The following is a 20,331-nucleotide window of genomic DNA, read 5'->3' on the forward strand; positions in this document are numbered from 1 at the left end:
GGAATGTCGTGACAATGTTATCAAAGGAACTCTCTGCACTAGCAAGCCCGTTAAATGATCAGCAATCAGGTCTATTACAACAAGCTGTATCAGAGCTGTCACCCCAGCAGTTAGCTTGGGTAAGCGGTTATTTTTGGGGTTTAAGCCAAACACAGCCCGGTGGCGTAAATACATCGCTGAATCAAACAGCAGTAAATAACTCACAGCCTGCTGGTAAGTTAACTATTATTTTTGCATCACAAACAGGTAATGCAAAAGGTGTCGCAGAATCAATTAAAGCCTCTGCAGAAGAACAAGGTATTACTGCTGAATTGTTTGATGCGAGTGACTACAAAGGCAAGAATTTAGCCAAAGAAACACATGTTATTTTTGTCGCCTCAACTAATGGTGAAGGTGAGCCACCAGACAATGCCATTGAATTACACGAGTTTTTACAATCGAAAAAAGCACCAAAACTAGATGGTTTACAATACGGAGTGGTCGCTCTCGGTGACTCTAGTTATGAGTTCTATTGTCAAACGGGTAAGGATTTCGATAGTTATCTGGCTAAGTTAGGTGCAACAGCGTTTATAGAGCGACTTGATTGTGACGTGGATTATGAAGAATCTACAATACAATGGATATCTGATTCACTAAACAAAGTTAAAGATGCACTGTCTAGCTCTGTCGAAGTTGTCGAAAAACAAGCCCCTTTAGTTCAAGCGGTTCACAGTCAATATACCAAGCAAAATCCGTATACAGCAACACTGCTTACGAATCAAAAAATTACAGGGCGTGATTCAGGCAAAGATGTTCGCCATATCGAAATTGATCTAGATGGTTCAGGTATTAGCTATCAGCCTGGAGATGCGCTTGGAGTATGGTATGAAAATGGGTCTGAACTGGCAGACGCTATTTTAGGTCAAGTAGGATTATCTGGTGTAGAGAGTGTTGATGTTTCAGGTGAAAGCATGTCGATACGTGAAGCGCTCATCTCCAAATATGAGATAACGGCAAGCAATCCTCAATTCGTCACAAAGTATGCCCAACTTTCAGGTAGTAAGAAGCTACAAAAGCTGATTGAAGACAAAGATAAATTACGTGACTACTCTTCAAATACTCAAGTGATTGATGTGCTTCTAGAGAAGAAAGCCAAACTAACAGCAGATGAGCTTATTAGTCTTTTCCGCAAAATTACCCCACGTTTATATTCTATCGCTTCTTCGCAGTCAGAGGTTGAAGACGAAGTGCACCTAACCGTTGGGCTTGTTGAGTATCAAAAGGCGGGTGAAAAACGTCTAGGTGGAGCTTCGGGTTTTCTTGCTCAGCGCCTAGAAGAAGATGGGGAAATAAAGGTGTTTGTTGAACACAACAATAACTTCAAACTGCCCGTTGATGATAACGCACCGTTAATTATGATCGGCCCAGGTACTGGCATTGCACCATTTAGAAGTTTCGTACAAGAACGTGATAACAGAGATGCAGCAGGTAAAAACTGGTTGTTCTTTGGTGATAGGACATTCACGCAAGATTTTCTTTATCAAGTTGAATGGCAAAAATACCTAAAAGCGGGTCTTTTGACGAAACTGGATGTGGCTTTTAGCCGAGATCAGCAAGAAAAAATTTACGTTCAAGACCGCCTATTAGAGCATTCGGAGCAGGTATGGCAATGGATTGAACAGGGTGCATATATCTATGTTTGTGGTGATGCTACTCGAATGGCGAAAGATGTGAACGATGCATTAATTACTATCGCTAAAGAACATGGTCAGCTTAGCGAAGAGTCTGCAATAGAATTTATCAATAATTTACGTAAAGAAAAACGTTATCAGAGGGATGTGTACTAATGAGTGATCAAGTTGTATTAGGTGAAGTATTAGGCCCTCTTTCTGCTAATGAGAGACTTAAAAAAGAGAGCAATTTTCTTCGAGGAACAATTGAAACGGATCTGAAAGATCAAATAACAGGTGGTTTTACTGCTGACAACTTTCAATTAATTCGTTTTCACGGTATGTATCAACAAGACGATCGAGATATTCGGGCCGAACGCGCTAAGCAAAAACTAGAGCCATTACATAACGTAATGCTCAGAGCAAGAATGCCCGGTGGTATTATTTCACCGAAGCAGTGGCTAGCAATAGACAAGTTTGCAGACGAACATACTTCTTATGGCAGTATTCGTCTTACGACAAGGCAGACATTCCAGTTCCATGGTGTATTGAAACCGAATATCAAGTTGATGCATCAGACGCTTAACTCTATTGGTATTGATTCGATTGCTACTGCAGGAGATGTAAACCGTAATGTCTTATGTACCAGTAACCCAATAGAATCAGAGTTACATCAAGAGGCCTATGAGTGGGCGAAAAAAATAAGTGAACACTTGTTACCTAAGACCCGCGCTTATGCTGAAATTTGGTTAGACGGTGAAAAAGTCGAAACGACAGATGAAGAACCTATCCTTGGAAGTAATTATCTGCCACGTAAATTCAAAACGACAGTCGTTATTCCACCGAACAACGATATAGATGTTCATGCAAATGATCTTAACTTTGTCGCTATTGCGGAAAACGGAAAACTTATCGGTTTTAATGTACTTGTTGGTGGTGGCCTCGCGATGACACATGGCGATACATCAACGTACCCAAGAAAGGCAGATGATTTTGGTTTTATCTCTTTAGATAAAACGTTAGACATAGCCGCAGCAGTGGTAACGACTCAGCGTGATTGGGGAAACAGGTCTAATCGTAAGAACGCAAAGACCAAATATACTCTAGATAGAGTTGGTATCGATGTGTTTAAAGCGGAAGTAGAGAAAAGAGCCAACGTTCAGTTTTCTGATAGTCGTGCTTACGAGTTTAAAACTCGTGGGGATCGTATAGGTTGGTTAGAAGGTATTGACGGCAATTACCACTTATCCCTATTTATTGAAAATGGTCGATTACTGGATTTTCCTAATAAGCCTTTAAAGTCTGGAGTAGCGGAGATCGCAAAAATTCATACCGGCGATTTTCGAATGACAGCAAACCAGAACCTCATTGTGGCGGGAGTCACTCCGGACCAAAAAGATAAAATAGACGCTATAGCTCGTTCGCATGGGCTAGTCGATGACACAGTGTCATCCCAAAGAATAAATTCTATGGCTTGCGTTGCATTTCCTACGTGTCCGCTAGCAATGGCCGAAGCTGAACGTTTCTTGCCTCAATTTGTTACTGATGTTGAAAATATTTTAAAGAAACATAATTTTCAGGAACAAGACAACATCATACTAAGAGTTACTGGGTGTCCTAACGGTTGTGGTCGAGCGATGCTAGCGGAAGTGGGCTTAGTAGGAAAAGCGCCAGGTCGGTACAATTTGCATTTAGGTGGTAACCGAGCGGGTACGCGGGTACCAAAAATGTATAAAGAGAACATTACTGACAAGCAAATCCTAGAAGAGATGGATACGTTGGTTGGACTATGGGCGACTGAGAGAAATGAAAATGAAAGCTTTGGTGATTTTACAATAAGAGCTGGAATCATAGAGGAAGTAATTATTTCTAAGAGAGACTTTTATGCTTAAGACACCTGTTGCAGCGTTTAGTTTAGGCGAACTGAACGCACTTAATAAAGTGGAGCAAAGCTTAGTACTTGCAGAAATTAATGCGGAGTTAGAATCTCTATCAGCTCAAGAACGCGTTAAATGGGCAATTGATAATTTGGCTGAGAATCATGTTGTATCTTCAAGTTTTGGTATTCAAGCCGCAGTGATGTTACACCTATCTAATGAAGTGAAACCTAACATACCGGTAATTCTGACTGATACGGGCTATCTATTTCCAGAAACATACCGCTTTATTGACGAATTGACCGAAAATCTAAACTTGAACCTTAAGGTCTTCAGTGCATTAGAGAGTCCAGTATGGCAAGAGGCTAGGCACGGAAAACTATGGGAGCAAGGTGTAAAGGGGATAGAAAAGTACAACAAGATTAATAAAGTCGAACCAATGCGCAGGGCACTTAACGAACTTGGCGCTAAAGTTTGGTTTTCAGGGTTGAGAAGAGAGCAATCGAGTTCTAGAGCAAACCTGCCAATTTTATCTATACAAAATGGGGTATTTAAGTTTCTGCCAATCGCTGACTGGACGAATAAAGAAGTTCATTACTACTTAGTTGATAATGGGCTTTCATATCACCCACTACGGGATGAAGGATATTTGTCTTTAGGTGACACCCACACGACTAAAAAGTGGGAAGAAGGAATGAGTGAAGAGGAAACCCGCTTTTTTGGATTAAAAAGAGAGTGTGGCCTTCATGAAGATGATGACCTTCAAGAGGGGGGTTAGGGATTTAAATTGTTCACTTTGCAATCAGAAAAGAACAAGTCTGTGGATAACTTGTGAGTCAGTTATGAGTAAAGTTGTAAAAATAGCACTTAAAATGACGATCTCATTTTAATGCTATTTTTTCTTAAAAAAATGCAAAAAAAGTATTGCCAATGTGATTCATCTCTCTATAATGCGCCCCACTGACACGGCAGAGCCCACAAGGCTTTGCAGATAAATCAGTAAGACGAGCAGCTTGAAAAAGCCTTTCGAAATTAAAATGAAAAAGTATTTGACTCTTCACTTTAAATCGCTAGAATGCACGTCCGCTTCAAGGGAAAGCCTAGAAGCAACGCTCTTTAACAATTTAAACCTATATCAATCTGTGTGGGCACTCGTTGATGACAATCGACAATGATTCTCTGCTTTCGGGCAAGAAATCAAAAATCGGTTTCAATGAACTGAGTGACCTAATTTGATGTCTTCGGATATCGAACACAGTTATTTAAATACCATTCTGTTGGAATGGTATGAACTTTAAAGAACACTTTACTATTTGGCTTTGGCTAAAAAGTAAAAGGCAATTTAAAGTCAGTATTCATTGAGCCAAAAAACTTAAATTGAAGAGTTTGATCATGGCTCAGATTGAACGCTGGCGGCAGGCTTAACACATGCAAGTCGAGCGGAAACGATACTAACAATCCTTCGGGTGCGTTATTAGGCGTCGAGCGGCGGACGGGTGAGTAATGCTTAGGAATTTGCCCAGTTGAGGGGGATAACTATTGGAAACGATAGCTAATACCGCATACGCCCTACGGGGGAAAGGAGGGGACCTTCGGGCCTTCCGCGATTGGATAAGCCTAAGTGAGATTAGCTAGTTGGTGGGGTAATGGCTCACCAAGGCGACGATCTCTAGCTGGTCTGAGAGGATGATCAGCCACACTGGAACTGAGACACGGTCCAGACTCCTACGGGAGGCAGCAGTGGGGAATATTGCACAATGGGCGAAAGCCTGATGCAGCCATGCCGCGTGTATGAAGAAGGCCTTCGGGTTGTAAAGTACTTTCAGTAGTGAGGAAGGCAGCAAGCTTAATACGTTTGTTGTTTGACGTTAGCTACAGAAGAAGCACCGGCTAACTCCGTGCCAGCAGCCGCGGTAATACGGAGGGTGCGAGCGTTAATCGGAATTACTGGGCGTAAAGCGCATGCAGGTGGTTTGTTAAGTCAGATGTGAAAGCCCGGGGCTCAACCCCGGAAGGTCATTTGAAACTGGCAAACTAGAGTACTGTAGAGGGGGTAGAATTTCAGGTGTAGCGGTGAAATGCGTAGAGATCTGAAGGAATACCAGTGGCGAAGGCGGCCCCCTGGACAGATACTGACACTCAGATGCGAAAGCGTGGGGAGCAAACAGGATTAGATACCCTGGTAGTCCACGCCGTAAACGATGTCTACTTGGAGGTTGTGGCCTTGAGCCGTGGCTTTCGGAGCTAACGCGTTAAGTAGACCGCCTGGGGAGTACGGTCGCAAGATTAAAACTCAAATGAATTGACGGGGGCCCGCACAAGCGGTGGAGCATGTGGTTTAATTCGATGCAACGCGAAGAACCTTACCTACTCTTGACATCCAGAGAATTTGCTAGAGATAGCTTAGTGCCTTCGGGAGCTCTGAGACAGGTGCTGCATGGCTGTCGTCAGCTCGTGTTGTGAAATGTTGGGTTAAGTCCCGCAACGAGCGCAACCCTTATCCTTAATTGCCAGCGAGTTATGTCGGGAACTTTGGGGAGACTGCCGGTGATAAACCGGAGGAAGGTGGGGACGACGTCAAGTCATCATGGCCCTTACGAGTAGGGCTACACACGTGCTACAATGGCGCATACAGAGGGCAGCCAACTAGCAATAGTGAGCGAATCCCAAAAAGTGCGTCGTAGTCCGGATTGGAGTCTGCAACTCGACTCCATGAAGTCGGAATCGCTAGTAATCGTGGATCAGAATGCCACGGTGAATACGTTCCCGGGCCTTGTACACACCGCCCGTCACACCATGGGAGTGGGCTGCAAAAGAAGTAGGTAGTTTAACCTTCGGGGGGACGCTTACCACTTTGTGGTTCATGACTGGGGTGAAGTCGTAACAAGGTAGCCCTAGGGGAACCTGGGGCTGGATCACCTCCTTAAACGATAGATTGCTTGATGAGTGTCCACACAGATTGAATAGGTTTAGAAAGTAAAGAGAGCCTTTTGTTTTCACTTTTTGATAAGTGAAGATGAAAGAAATGTACCTGCTTAATTGCGGGTGCGCGTGTGAAAGTGCCCAACACTTTTATACAACCTGTGTCCCGTTCGTCTAGAGGCCTAGGACACCGCCCTTTCACGGCGGTAACAGGGGTTCGACTCCCCTACGGGATACCATTGGGTCGTTAGCTCAGCTGGTAGAGCAGTTGACTTTTAATCAATTGGTCGCAGGTTCGAATCCTGCACGACCCACCATTCTTTCCCACGAAGGAATTAAAACTCAAGATGGGGTTATAGCTCAGCTGGGAGAGCGCCTGCCTTGCACGCAGGAGGTCTGCGGTTCGATCCCGCATAGCTCCACCATTCTTGAAAAGAAACACAGATTTGTTTTAGCTAATAAAGCAAATGACTGTGGGCGATTAGCTCAGTTGGGAGAGCACCTCCCTTACAAGGAGGGGGTCACTGGTTCGAGCCCGGTATCGCCCACCATCTTTAAGCACATTCTTTGAGTGTATTTAAAAATGGTTTTTTTCTTTAAGTAGAATGAAAATCTTTGCTCTTTAACAATTTGGAAAGCTGACTGATAACTTAATTGTTTTCACTTTTGAAAAAGTGAAATAAAACGGCTCAAGGCTGTGATTAAGTTGTCAAAATAAAAGTTCTCAAATCCTATTGACTTCTTTTTAGAAAGAAATTGATAGGTACTTGTTGTTACTTCGGTAATAACAAACCAACACACATTCAAGTGTTCTTGGAAACAACTAACTTCGGTTAGATTGTTTAATATTTGAGTCCGGCAAAATCGAAAATGTTGTCTCGCTCATAATAAAGAGACAACGATTTATAACCTTGGTTGTTTGCCATACATAAAGACCCTTTGGGGTTGTATGGTTAAGTGACTAAGCGTACACGGTGGATGCCTTGGCAGTCAGAGGCGATGAAGGACGTATTAACTTGCGATAAGCGTAGATAAGGCAGTAAAAGCCACTTGAGTCTACGATTTCCGAATGGGGAAACCCACTAGCATAAGCTAGTATTATTAACTGAATACATAGGTTAATAAGGCAAACCCGGGGAACTGAAACATCTAAGTACCCGGAGGAGTAGAAATCAACCGAGATTCCGAAAGTAGCGGCGAGCGAAATTGGATTAGCCCTTAAGCTTTTAATGATGCAGGTGAAGATTCTGGAAAGTATCGCGATACAGGGTGATAGCCCCGTAACCGACACGTCATTTTAAGTGAAAACGAGTAAGGCGGGACACGTGATATCCTGTTTGAATATGGGGGGACCATCCTCCAAGGCTAAATACTACTGACTGACCGATAGTGAACCAGTACCGTGAGGGAAAGGCGAAAAGAACCCCTGTGAGGGGAGTGAAATAGAACCTGAAACCGTGTACGTACAAGCAGTAGGAGCAGGCATTGCGTCCTGTGACTGCGTACCTTTTGTATAATGGGTCAGCGACTTATATTTAGTAGCAAGGTTAACCGTATAGGGGAGCCGTAGGGAAACCGAGTCTTAACTGGGCGTCGAGTTGCTAGGTATAGACCCGAAACCAGGTGATCTAGCCATGGGCAGGTTGAAGGTTGAGTAACATCAACTGGAGGACCGAACCGACTAATGTTGAAAAATTAGCGGATGACTTGTGGCTAGGGGTGAAAGGCCAATCAAACCTGGAGATAGCTGGTTCTCCCCGAAAGCTATTTAGGTAGCGCCTCGGACGAATACTACTGGGGGTAGAGCACTGTTAAGGCTAGGGGGTCATCCCGACTTACCAACCCTTTGCAAACTCCGAATACCAGTAAGTACTATCCGGGAGACACACGGCGGGTGCTAACGTCCGTCGTGGAGAGGGAAACAACCCAGACCGCCAGCTAAGGTCCCAAAGTATAGCTAAGTGGGAAACGATGTGGGAAGGCTCAGACAGCCAGGATGTTGGCTTAGAAGCAGCCATCATTTAAAGAAAGCGTAATAGCTCACTGGTCGAGTCGGCCTGCGCGGAAGATGTAACGGGGCTAAGCTATACACCGAAGCTGCGGCAACATAATTTATTATGTTGGGTAGGGGAGCGTTCTGTAAGCCGTTGAAGGTGAACTGTAAGGTTTGCTGGAGGTATCAGAAGTGCGAATGCTGACATGAGTAACGATAATGGGGGTGAAAAACCCCCACGCCGGAAGACCAAGGGTTCCTGTCCAACGTTAATCGGGGCAGGGTAAGTCGACCCCTAAGGCGAGGCCGAAAGGCGTAGTCGATGGGAAACGGGTTAATATTCCCGTACTTCTTATAATTGCGATGGGGGGACGGAGAAGGCTAGGTGAGCCTGGCGATGGTTGTCCAGGTTCAAGGGTGTAGGCTAATTTCTTAGGTAAATCCGGGAAATTGTTAGGCTGAGACCCGATGTCGAGCCACTACGGTGGTGAAGTCATTGATGCCATACTTCCAGGAAAAGCCTCTAAGCTTCAGATTATAAGAAATCGTACCCCAAACCGACACAGGTGGTCGGGTAGAGAATACCAAGGCGCTTGAGAGAACTCGGGTGAAGGAACTAGGCAAAATGGTACCGTAACTTCGGGAGAAGGTACGCTCTTGACGGTGAAATCCCTAGCGGATGGAGCTATCGGGAGTCGCAGATACCAGGTGGCTGCAACTGTTTATTAAAAACACAGCACTGTGCAAAATCGTAAGATGACGTATACGGTGTGACGCCTGCCCGGTGCCGGAAGGTTAATTGATGGGGTTAGTCTTAGGACGAAGCTCTTGATCGAAGCCCCGGTAAACGGCGGCCGTAACTATAACGGTCCTAAGGTAGCGAAATTCCTTGTCGGGTAAGTTCCGACCTGCACGAATGGCGTAATGATGGCCACGCTGTCTCCACCCGAGACTCAGTGAAATTGAAATCGCTGTGAAGATGCAGTGTACCCGCGGCTAGACGGAAAGACCCCGTGAACCTTTACTACAGCTTGGCACTGAACATTGACCCTACATGTGTAGGATAGGTGGGAGACTTTGAAACTTCGTCGCTAGATGGAGTGGAGTCGACCTTGAAATACCACCCTTGTATGCTTGATGTTCTAACTTAGCCCCATAATCTGGGGTGAGGACAGTGCCTGGTGGGTAGTTTGACTGGGGCGGTCTCCTCCCAAAGAGTAACGGAGGAGCACGAAGGTGGGCTAAACACGGTTGGACATCGTGTGGTTAGTGCAATGGCATAAGCCCGCTTGACTGCGAGAATGACAATTCGAGCAGGTGCGAAAGCAGGTCATAGTGATCCGGTGGTTCTGAATGGAAGGGCCATCGCTCAACGGATAAAAGGTACTCCGGGGATAACAGGCTGATACCGCCCAAGAGTTCATATCGACGGCGGTGTTTGGCACCTCGATGTCGGCTCATCACATCCTGGGGCTGAAGTCGGTCCCAAGGGTATGGCTGTTCGCCATTTAAAGTGGTACGCGAGCTGGGTTTAGAACGTCGTGAGACAGTTCGGTCCCTATCTGCCGTGGGCGTTGGAAGATTGAAGGGGGCTGCTCCTAGTACGAGAGGACCGGAGTGGACGAACCTCTGGTGTTCGGGTTGTCATGCCAATGGCATTGCCCGGTAGCTAAGTTCGGAATCGATAAGCGCTGAAAGCATCTAAGCGCGAAGCGAGCCCTGAGATGAGTCTTCCCTGGCACTTTAAGTGTCCTAAAGGGTTGTTCGAGACTAGAACGTTGATAGGCAGGGTGTGTAAGCGTTGTGAGGCGTTGAGCTAACCTGTACTAATTGCCCGTGAGGCTTAACCATACAACACCCAAGGGGTTTTGTGGACTCAATGAAGAACATTGAATGTGTGAAGAACTTATATTTTTGTTGGCTTTTCGAATTTTAAGATTTTGCTTGGCGACCATAGCATTGTGGACCCACCTGATTCCATGCCGAACTCAGAAGTGAAACGCAATAGCGCCGATGGTAGTGTGGGGTTTCCCCATGTGAGAGTAGGACATCGCCAGGCTCTTATTCGTTTTTATCTTTTTTAGAAAAAGATAGAAGCAAAAATTAACAAAGCATCTAAGTCAGACTTTGTTAATGTAAGAATACCATGTGGAGTGGTAGTTCAGTTGGTTAGAATACCGGCCTGTCACGCCGGGGGTCGCGGGTTCGAGTCCCGTCCACTCCGCCATTATCTTACGCAGTATATTACGAAGCCTCAGCAGAAATGCTGGGGCTTTTTTGCGTTTGGTATCCAATCACACTGACATCAATGATGGGATCAAAATTCATTCGATTTCACGAACCGCTAAAAACGTTTATATGCGCTTAGCAGATGCATTCTTCCATAAAACCTTATCTCTTTTATGTGCATTTAATCTAATAAGTCAATTAGTGGCTTTAGTATCATTTGTAAGGTAGTAGCCTACAAATATATAAATATAAACACCCTAATTGTTACTCGACAAACTATACGTTTTGAATTAGTCTGGCTGTTTAGACGTCTAGATAGCTTAAGGGAAGGTTATGCCGATACGGATACCAGATGAATTGCCAGCCTCTGATGTATTGAAGAAGGAAAATATTTTTGTGATGCCGATGTCTCGTGCTTCTACGCAGGAGATTCGTCCACTCAAAGTACTTATCCTTAATTTGATGCCGAAAAAGATAGAAACAGAAACACAATTTCTAAGGCTACTTTCGAATAGTCCACTTCAGATAGATGTGGAGCTGCTCCGTATAGATGACAGACCTAGTAAGAATACACCTACCGAGCACCTAGATAATTTTTACCGTCAATTTAATACGGTAAAAGAAAAAAACTATGATGGATTAATCATAACAGGTGCGCCATTAGGCTTAGTTCAGTTCGAAGATGTTATTTATTGGGATCATTTAGAAACCATCATGACGTGGGCTCGTAAGCATGTGACTTCGACTCTATTTGTCTGTTGGGCTGCACAAGCGGGTTTGAAACTACTTTACGACTTACCTAAGAAAACGCGTAAGGAAAAGCTTTCAGGTGTCTACTTTCATAAGATACAGCAAAAGTTTCATCCTCTCTTGAGAGGGTTCGACGATAGCTTTTTAGCACCTCATTCCAGATACGCAGATTTTTCTTCGGAGTATTTAGAAGAGCATACGGATTTAGACATACTCGCGGTTTCAGATGTAGCAGGGGTTTATTTAGCAGCGACTAAAGATAAGCGAAATGTGTTTGTAACGGGTCATCCAGAATATGAGTCCCATACACTGCACAATGAGTATGCGCGTGACTTAGGAGAGGGAATGGATCCTGCTGTCCCAGTCAACTACTATCCGAATGATAATTCTGACAATGAACCAATAGCGAGTTGGCGTAGCCACGGTCACTTACTATTTTCAAATTGGCTTAATTATTGTGTTTACCAACAAACACCTTATGATTTGGAACATTTTTCTGAAGATAACTTCACCAAAGATGACTAAGAAACAGGTAGCGCTAACAATTACTAATTTGTGTTAGACGCTACCATCGCTATTGACTCTCTGACTTCGATTATTTGATATCCAATATTTAACATCCACCCTAACGATGGTTACCTTCTCTGGTTTACGTCATGAGCTTGAGCTGGCGGTTCAGATTCACAAGCTTTAGCTCGATTGATCATCGGGGTTATAGTTGAACCTTGTATTAGAATTGAAAATACAACCACCGAGTAAGTCATAACAAGTATCACTTCTCGCACATCAATACTTTTTTCAGGCACAACCATGATACCGGCTGGAATAGACATCGCCATAGCGAGAGCGAGCCCGCCTCGTAACCCACCCCAAGTAAGTATTCTTATGGACCAAGGATTATAGGTTCTAAATCGATTGAACACTTTATAGGAGAGGAATACGCTTATATAGCGAGCAGCTAATACTAATGGGACCGAAATAACCATCACTATCCAATCTTCAGAATGAAAATTGAAAGTAAGCATAGATAAGCCAATTAGAAGAAACAGTAATCCATTGAGGAATTCGTCTATCAATTCCCAGAAGTGATCCAGGTGATCCTGGCTCTCTTTAGAGAACCCAGTATAACGAGTCCAGTTTCCAATCATGATGCCAGAAACAACCATGGCTAAAGGACCTGAAACTTCAATGATTTCGGAGAAAACATACCCTGCAGTTGGTATGCCTAATGTCAAAAGAAGCTCCATTGAGTGATCATCTGTTGCGCTAATTAAATAGTGGAATAGCAAACCTAGAGCCGCACCGTAAATAATGCCACCAATAGCTTCATGTAAAAATAACAGAGAAACAGATCCAATTGTTGGCGTTTCGTTGCCGAAAGCTATGGTAAAAAGCGTGACAAAAATGACGAGTCCAAATCCATCATTGAAAAGTGACTCACCTTCTATCTGTGTAGATATCCGTTTAGGTGCATCAAGTTTCTTTACGATAGCCAATACAGCAATCGGGTCAGTTGGTGAAATTAATGCGCCAAATAATAGGCAATAAACAAGGGCAAATTGCACACCTATAAGCCAGTTAATTAATGCATAAAGCACTAGGCCGATAAAAAATGTCGAAACAAGTGTCGCTCCCAAGGCTAGTAATGTGATTTCCCATTTTTGGTCTTTTAAGTTGGTTAGATTGATACCTAGCCCACCTGCAAAAAGCAGAAACCCTAAAACACCTTTCAGAAGAAAATCTTCGAAATTTATAGAGCTAATCGTATTTGCGGCTAATTCATTGAGCTGAAACCAGCCATTTTGACCTGCGACAATCATCATTAAGGAGAGTATGAGTGCACCAGCAGTAATAGCGATAGTAGTTTGAAATTTACCTACTTTAGAATTTATAAAAGCGATTATCATTGCGGCTGCTGCCAGAAAACATAAAGTGTCATATACGCTCATTAGAACGCTCCAATAATGGTGTGTTATTTGTTCTATTCTCGGTTGAAAAATGAACTTTATCAACGTGAATAATTAAAAAACCGTTCAAAGACTTAGGGTTGTGAATATTCCTATTATCAAACTGTTTAGACGTCTAGATTTCTACTCGTTGTGTGATAGGATAGTTCTAAAGTTAAAAGGATTGAGGCTTAAACGTGGCTGGAAGTATAGTGAAAGAAAAAATAGAGAAGCAGCTAAAAACGCGAATTATGTTAATCGATGGTGGTATGGGCACCATGATTCAAGATTACAAACTTGAAGAAAAAGATTATCGTGGTGAGCGATTCGCTAACTGGCATTCCGATCTCAAAGGAAATAATGATCTGCTAGTTTTAAGTCAACCTGAATTGATTAAAGAGATCCACTCAGCTTATTTGGAAGCGGGTGCAGATATTCTAGAAACGAATACGTTTAACGCTACTACAATCGCAATGGCTGACTATGACATGGAAAGCCTGAGCGCAGAGATCAATTACGAAGCTGCAAAGTTGGCTAAGGCTGTAGCTGATGAATGGACCGAAAAAACACCGAATAAGCCTCGATTTGTAGCGGGTGTATTAGGCCCTACAAACCGGACTTGCTCCATCTCGCCTGACGTAAATGATCCAGGTTTCCGTAATGTGAATTTTGATGAGTTAGTAGAAGCTTATTCTGAATCTACTAAAGCTCTAATCCGCGGTGGTGTCGATTTAATATTAATAGAAACTATCTTTGATACGTTAAATGCGAAAGCCTGTGCGTTTGCGGTTGATACTGTATTTGAAGAGCTTAATATTGCGTTGCCAGTAATGATTTCAGGCACGATTACTGATGCATCAGGCCGCACACTTTCAGGTCAAACTACAGAAGCATTTTACAATGCACTTCGTCATGTCAATCCAATTTCGTTTGGCCTTAACTGTGCACTAGGACCTGATGAACTTAGGCAGTATGTTGTTGAGATGTCTCGAATCTCAGAAACATATGTGTCAGTTCACCCAAATGCAGGCTTACCTAATGCGTTTGGTGAGTATGACCTTTCTCCTGAAGATATGGCAGAGCATGTTTCAGAATGGGCACAAAGTGGCTACGTAAACTTGGTCGGTGGTTGTTGTGGTACGACTCCTGAACATATTCGCCAAATGGCATTAGCAGTTGAAAACGTAAAACCACGCGCATTGCCTGATATATCGAAAGCATGTCGTCTATCGGGTTTAGAGCCGGTGACTATTGATAAAGCAACTCTATTCGTCAATGTTGGGGAACGAACCAATGTAACTGGGTCAGCTCGTTTCAAGCGTCTTATCAAAGAAGAGCTTTATGATGAGGCATTAGACGTAGCTCGCCAACAAGTCGAAAATGGTGCGCAGATCATCGATATAAATATGGATGAAGGAATGCTTGATTCGGAAGCGTGTATGGTTCGCTTCCTTAACCTTTGCGCGACAGAGCCCGAGATTGCTAAAGTGCCAATCATGGTCGATTCCTCAAAGTGGGAAGTCATTGAAGCGGGCCTAAAGTGTATTCAGGGTAAAGGTATTGTTAACTCGATATCTCTGAAAGAAGGGAAAGATAAATTTATTCATCAAGCTAAGCTTATTCGTCGTTATGGGGCTGCCGTAATCGTCATGGCCTTTGATGAAATTGGGCAAGCAGATACGCGTGAACGTAAATTACAAATTTGTACAGAAGCTTATCGTGTTCTTGTCGATGAAGTAGGTTTCCCGCCAGAAGACATTATTTTTGACCCGAATATATTTGCTGTTGCAACGGGTATAGATGAACACAATAATTACGCGTTAGACTTTATTAATGCGGTTGCTGATATTAAGCGAAACCTTCCGCACGCCATGATTTCTGGCGGTGTATCTAACGTTTCATTCTCCTTTAGAGGTAACAACTACGTACGTGAAGCTATACACGCTGTATTCCTATACCACTGTTTTAAAAATGGTATGGATATGGGTATCGTAAATGCAGGGCAATTGGAAATTTACGATAACGTTCCTGAAAAACTACGTAATGCCGTCGAAGATGTGGTTCTAAACCGAACAGATAAAGGAACTGAAAATCTTCTGGAAATTGCTGATGAGTACCGAGAAAATGCCGTAGGCAAAGAGGATGATTCATCGGCTCAAGAATGGCGTACTTGGCCTGTAGAAAAAAGGTTGGAACACGCTTTAGTTAAGGGCATTACCGAATTTATCGTTGAAGATACAGAAGAAGCAAGAGCAAGCGCTTCTAAACCCTTACACGTCATCGAAGGTCCCTTAATGGATGGCATGAATGTTGTTGGTGACTTATTTGGTGAAGGGAAGATGTTTTTACCTCAGGTCGTCAAATCCGCTCGTGTAATGAAGCAGGCAGTTGCCTATCTTGAGCCGTACATTGATGCGTCAAAGCAAGAGGGCAGCACAAATGGAAAGATACTTCTCGCAACGGTTAAAGGTGACGTACACGATATTGGCAAAAATATCGTTGGCGTCGTTTTGCAGTGTAATAACTACGAGATAATCGATCTTGGCGTTATGGTCTCATGTGAAAATATTCTAAAAGTGGCTAAGGAAGAAAATGTCGACATCATTGGCCTGTCTGGTTTGATAACGCCTTCACTAGATGAAATGGTTCATGTTGCTAAAGAGATGGAGAGGCAAGGGTTCAATCTTCCTTTACTCATCGGTGGAGCAACAACATCTAAGGCTCATACCGCCGTTAAAATAGAGCAGAATTACAGCCATCCGGTAGTCTATGTTAACAATGCTTCTCGTGCTGTAGGGGTTTGTAGTTCACTATTATCTGATGAACTCCGACCTGCATTTGTTGAAAAGCTTGAGCAAGATTATATCAAAGTACGTGAACAACATAATCGTAAGAAACCCCGAACAAAACCAGTGTCATTGCAAAGAGCGAGAGACAACAAAGTCGCGATTGACTGGCAAAGCTATACTCCACCAATACCAGAACAGTTGGGTATTCAGGTATTTAAAGATTTTGATGTTTCTATATTACGAGGCTACATAGATTGGACCCCTTTCTTTATGACGTGGACGCTCATGGGGAAATACCCAAAAATATTTGAACACGAAGAAGTGGGTGAAGAAGCGAAGAGATTATTTGACGATGCTAATGTTTGGTTGGATAAGATTGAACGTGAAGGGTTAATGAAAGCAAACGGTATATGTGCATTATTACCAGCGGCAAGTGTCAGTGATGACATAGAAGTATATACAGATGAATCACGCACAACGGTTGCAAAGGTTCTTTGTAACCTTCGCCAGCAAACGGAGAAACCGAAAGGTTTTAACTATTGTTTAAGCGATTATATTGCCCCTAAATCTAGTGGTAAAAAAGACTGGATAGGTGCTTTTGCTGTAACAGGTGGTATTGGTGAACGAGAGTTAGCAGATAAATTCAAAGCCGAAGGTGATGATTATAATGCAATTATGATTCAAGCTGTTGCGGATAGACTAGCGGAAGCTTTTGCTGAATACTTGCATCAAAAAGTACGTAAGGAAATTTGGGGGTATTCCGCAGATGAAAATCTTTCTAGTGATGACCTTATTCGTGAAAAATACCAAGGTATACGACCAGCACCTGGTTATCCTGCATGCCCTGAACATACAGAAAAGGGGCCTATATGGGAGCTTCTAAATGTAGAAGAATCGATTGGTATGTCTTTGACATCAAGCTATGCTATGTGGCCTGGAGCATCGGTTTCTGGTTGGTATTTTTCGCATCCTGATTCTCGTTATTTTGCTATTGCACAGATACAGCAAGATCAGGTTAAGGATTACGCAGAACGGAAAGGCTGGGATATTCTTGAGGCCGAGAAGTGGCTAGGGCCTAACATCAATTAACCGCTTTGTTGAAGTATGTGCAAAAGGCTTGGTAGAAATACCAAGCCTTTTTTAATTAAGATAACTAATTTTTATTCGCGTAACTCAAACAGTTCTCTATGCAGATCCTGAACGGCTCTTCGTGAATCATTAGAGCGAACTAAAAAGCATAAATTGTGTGGGCTTGCGCCGTAACAAATCATACGAAGATTATAGTCTTCTAGTGTACTGAATACTTTCTTTGCGTACCCTTTACATTCGCTCATGTTATTCCCAATAAGGGCAACTAAGCAGAGGTTTTGTTCTACTTCAACAATACATAGCTCTTCTAGCTCTTTTTGTGCTTCTGCTGGTAGTTCAGGAGCGCCACCTGACGTATTGGTTTGATCAAGAGTTAGTGAAACACTGACCTCTGAGGTCGTGATTAAGTCGACAGATATCTTATACTTAGCGAGGATCTTAAATACTTCGGCTAAAAAGCCATAAGCTTGGAACATATTTGGGCTTCGTAGCGTGATCATTGTTTGGTTGCAGCGCAGTGCTAGTGCTCTAAATAGCGGTGAACTTTCAACTTCTTGTCTAATCCATGTTCCACCTTTTTCAGGCTCTTTAGATGAGCCTACAAATACAGGTATGCCATGGCGTAGAGCGGGTACCAGTGTAGATGGGTGGAGTATTTTGGCACCAAAGTTGGCCATTTCTGACGCTTCGCTGAAACTAATTTCTGGGATAGGGGCCGCTTTCGGTACAATACGAGGATCTGTTGTGTAAATCCCAGGGACATCGGTCCAAATCTCTAAACCTTCAGCTGCAACCGCTTCTGCGATTAAAGCTGCACTGTAGTCACTTCCCCCACGGCCAAATGTTGTTGTATTTCCTTCGATATCAGCACCGATAAACCCTTGTGTTACGACAACATGTTTTTGGCAAAGTGGTACGAGCTTTTCTTGTGCTAGTTTTGAAATAGTATCCAACTCTGGCTCTGCTTTACCGTAAGCGCTATCTGTTCTCATTATCTCACGGATATTAAAGCGTACAGCACTTACCCCTCGTTCTTTTAATATTTGCGTAAGTAGGTGAGTCGACATGCGTTCACCATAAGCAACCATGTGGTCGGTGAGTTTGTCACTGCTTTGGAATGATGCAGCTTCAGCTGCAGAGGCAACGCTCTTTAATAAAGAGGCAACAGCCTGCTCTGTTGCTAAAGGATCGGCTAGCTTATCAATGACAGCGTAATGAATATCTTCTAGTTGCTCTATAACAACCTGACGGCGCTTTTCATCCTGAACACCATTAGCAAGTTCAACAAGCAAATTTGTTACGCCAGAACAAGCACTGCTTACAATAAGCTTGGTATTTGGATTGTTTTCGATAAGTTCTGCACAACGGCTCATGGCTTCGAAGTTGGCAACACTTGTGCCACCAAATTTCGCTACATTGAATGCGCTCACGTCATTTCTCCCAGTATATTTTCAAATTAACAGTCTTTCTATTTTGTTATATTGAAGAGAGTTTACTAGAGCAGAGGAAAAGCATTAAATATGGATGCGGACCTCAGAAGCTCTTCACCAAACTTGGTTGGTGACAGTCGATAGGATTCAACCTATTCAACCGACGAATATTCACACTCAATGAATTATCATCTCGGCACTGCTCCCCCTGAATGTAATGTCTAGGAGTTGAGGCTCCACAAAACATCTGCCTGGGCAATGCTCCTCTTCTGTTATAAAGCGTAATGTCTAAATTTAGTTCAATAAATGAAGACTCATTCATTGAACGATGTTGGCGTTTAAAAGTCAATTGTTAATATGAATAATTACCCATAACTTTGCTACATCGCAATGAACTTTTTAAATTACTGGTTAGACCTCTATACTAGAGTCGAATTGTTGGATGATGATTTTTGAGTTAGTCTTTAACCCCCTACGCGTCTTATAAAAAGGAATAATTATGACGATACAGAGCTTTATCCCACCCCACAGAACATTAATGGGACCTGGACCTTCGGATATCTCCCCTCAAGTTTTACAAGCGTTAAGTCGCCCAACAGTAGGACATTTAGACCCTCTATTTATCAATATGATGGACGAACTAAAACAACTGCTTAAGTATGCATTTCAAACTGAAAATGAGTTTACTATTGCAGTGTCGGCCCCAGGCAGTGCTGGAATGGAAGCATGCTTTGTTAACTTAGTGGAAGCGGGAGATAAAGTGGTTGTATGCCGAAACGGAGTATTCGGTGAAAGAATGCGTGAAAATGTCGTTCGATGTGGTGGAAAGGCTGTTGTTGTAGACAATGAATGGGGGGAGCCCGTAGACATTAAGAAAGTGAAGGATACACTTGATGCAAACCCTGACACAAAGCTTCTCGCTTTTGTACATGCAGAAACGTCTACCGGTGCAGTCAGTGACGCACAAGCATTAGCCGCTTTAGCTCAAGAGCGTGGAGTATTGACCATTGTAGATGCTGTGACTTCGCTTGGTGGTGTGCCATTAAAAGTGGATGAGTGGGGTTTAGACGCGGTTTATTCAGGTAGTCAAAAATGTTTATCCTGTGTACCTGGCTTATCTCCTCTTACTTTTTCTGCGGCAGCTATTCAACGTATTCAAAACCGACAGTCACCAGTACAAAGCTGGTTTTTAGATCAGAGTTTAGTGCTTGGATATTGGAGTGGAGAGGGGAAGCGAAGTTATCATCATACTGCGCCTGTAAATAGCCTTTATGCATTACATGAAGCTTTATTAGTCTTGAAAAATGAAGGATTAGAAAATGCATGGCAGAGGCACCAAGCTATGCATGAAAAGCTAAAGAAAGGCCTTGAAGCAATGGGGATTCAATTTGTAGTAGATGAGGCTTACCGGTTACCTCAACTCAATGCTGTATACATACCCGATGGTGTTGATGATGCGGCCGTTAGATCTGTCTTGCTAAATGACTATAATCTTGAAATAGGTTCAGGATTAGGGGCATTGGCGGGTAAAACTTGGCGTATAGGTTTAATGGGTTACGCAGCACGAAACGAGAATGTCGCTTTGTGTCTAAAAGCGTTGGATGAGACGCTAAATAAATAAAAACCTTAAGTAGAGTGGTTTATCGTCACTCTACTT

General features: G+C 43.1%; 8 protein-coding genes, 5 tRNA genes, 3 rRNA genes and 1 riboswitch. Of the genes, 14 read left to right on the top strand and 2 right to left on the bottom strand.

The window, feature by feature from the left end; translation table 11 throughout:
• Positions 1-14 precede the first annotated feature (14 nt).
• From PGX00_RS03715 to metA, 12 genes are all read left to right on the top strand, one after another.
• Positions 15-1,826 (top strand): assimilatory sulfite reductase (NADPH) flavoprotein subunit, encoded by a 1,812-nt coding sequence (locus tag PGX00_RS03715; RefSeq protein ID WP_272137910.1) that lies wholly within the window; start codon positions 15-17, stop codon positions 1,824-1,826.
• Entirely contained in the window at positions 1,826-3,541 is a 1,716-nt protein-coding gene (gene cysI / locus PGX00_RS03720) for an assimilatory sulfite reductase (NADPH) hemoprotein subunit (RefSeq protein ID WP_272133001.1), read from the top strand. The genes PGX00_RS03715 and cysI overlap by 1 nt, the downstream gene beginning before the upstream one ends.
• On the top strand, positions 3,534-4,304 hold the full coding sequence (locus PGX00_RS03725) for a phosphoadenylyl-sulfate reductase (protein ID WP_272133003.1): 771 nt from the start codon (positions 3,534-3,536) through the stop codon (positions 4,302-4,304). Before cysI ends, PGX00_RS03725 begins: the two co-directional genes overlap by 8 nt.
• A 596-nt stretch (positions 4,305-4,900) precedes the next feature.
• Positions 4,901-6,452: ribosomal RNA gene (locus PGX00_RS03730) — 16S ribosomal RNA — on the top strand.
• 159 nt (positions 6,453-6,611) lie between these two features.
• Positions 6,612-6,687, top strand: a tRNA-Glu gene (locus PGX00_RS03735).
• A 2-nt stretch (positions 6,688-6,689) separates the two neighbouring features.
• A tRNA-Lys gene (locus tag PGX00_RS03740) sits at positions 6,690-6,765 on the top strand.
• A 32-nt stretch (positions 6,766-6,797) separates the two neighbouring features.
• A tRNA-Ala gene (locus tag PGX00_RS03745) sits at positions 6,798-6,873 on the top strand.
• 50 nt (positions 6,874-6,923) lie between these two features.
• A tRNA-Val gene (locus PGX00_RS03750) sits at positions 6,924-6,999 on the top strand.
• Positions 7,000-7,399: 400 nt separating this feature from the next.
• Positions 7,400-10,292, top strand: a 23S ribosomal RNA gene (locus PGX00_RS03755).
• 92 nt (positions 10,293-10,384) lie between these two features.
• Positions 10,385-10,500 (top strand): 5S ribosomal RNA (gene rrf / locus PGX00_RS03760).
• Together the 16S, 23S and 5S rRNA genes with 5 tRNA genes alongside form the textbook arrangement of a ribosomal RNA operon.
• Before the next feature lie 91 nt (positions 10,501-10,591).
• Positions 10,592-10,668: transfer RNA gene (locus PGX00_RS03765), tRNA-Asp, on the top strand.
• Between the two features lie 335 nt (positions 10,669-11,003).
• Positions 11,004-11,945 carry a homoserine O-acetyltransferase MetA gene (gene metA / locus PGX00_RS03770; protein ID WP_272133004.1) on the top strand — a complete coding sequence of 314 codons (942 nt, stop codon included), beginning with the start codon at positions 11,004-11,006 and terminating at the stop codon, positions 11,943-11,945.
• A gap of 110 nt (positions 11,946-12,055) precedes the next feature.
• Here metA and PGX00_RS03775 read toward each other — a convergent pair whose 3' ends face one another.
• Entirely contained in the window at positions 12,056-13,369 is a 1,314-nt protein-coding gene (locus PGX00_RS03775; protein ID WP_272133006.1) for a cation:proton antiporter, read from the bottom strand.
• Between the two features lie 194 nt (positions 13,370-13,563).
• Between PGX00_RS03775 and metH the strand changes: the two genes are divergently transcribed.
• Positions 13,564-17,244, top strand: a complete 3,681-nt coding sequence (metH, locus tag PGX00_RS03780; protein ID WP_272133007.1) for a methionine synthase — start codon at positions 13,564-13,566, stop codon at positions 17,242-17,244.
• Positions 17,245-17,315: 71 nt separating this feature from the next.
• Here the strand turns inward: metH and lysC are convergent, their stop codons facing one another.
• Positions 17,316-18,674, bottom strand: a complete 1,359-nt coding sequence (gene lysC / locus PGX00_RS03785) for a lysine-sensitive aspartokinase 3 (protein ID WP_272133009.1) — start codon at positions 18,672-18,674, stop codon at positions 17,316-17,318.
• 99 nt (positions 18,675-18,773) lie between these two features.
• A riboswitch (Lysine riboswitch) is annotated at positions 18,774-18,951 on the bottom strand.
• 222 nt (positions 18,952-19,173) lie between these two features.
• Here lysC and PGX00_RS03790 point away from each other — a divergent pair.
• On the top strand, positions 19,174-20,295 hold the full coding sequence (locus PGX00_RS03790) for a pyridoxal-phosphate-dependent aminotransferase family protein (RefSeq protein WP_272133010.1): 1,122 nt from the start codon (positions 19,174-19,176) through the stop codon (positions 20,293-20,295).
• The last annotated feature ends 36 nt before the right edge of the window (positions 20,296-20,331 follow it).

The organism is Vibrio algarum (genome assembly GCF_028204155.1).
In the GTDB taxonomy this organism is placed as follows: Bacteria; Pseudomonadota; Gammaproteobacteria; order Enterobacterales; family Vibrionaceae; genus Vibrio; species Vibrio algarum.

Excerpts from the sequence above, each read along its gene's own strand:
- PGX00_RS03715 (WP_272137910.1), top strand. The coding sequence starts at position 15 with ATGTTATCAAAGGAACTCTCTGCACTAGCAAGCCCGTTAAATGATCAG.
- cysI (WP_272133001.1), top strand. The coding sequence starts at position 1,826 with ATGAGTGATCAAGTTGTATTAGGTGAAGTATTAGGCCCTCTTTCTGCT.
- PGX00_RS03725 (WP_272133003.1), top strand. The coding sequence starts at position 3,534 with ATGCTTAAGACACCTGTTGCAGCGTTTAGTTTAGGCGAACTGAACGCA.
- metA (WP_272133004.1), top strand. The coding sequence starts at position 11,004 with ATGCCGATACGGATACCAGATGAATTGCCAGCCTCTGATGTATTGAAG.
- PGX00_RS03775 (WP_272133006.1), bottom strand. The coding sequence starts at position 13,369 with ATGAGCGTATATGACACTTTATGTTTTCTGGCAGCAGCCGCAATGATA.
- PGX00_RS03790 (WP_272133010.1), top strand. The coding sequence starts at position 19,174 with ATGACGATACAGAGCTTTATCCCACCCCACAGAACATTAATGGGACCT.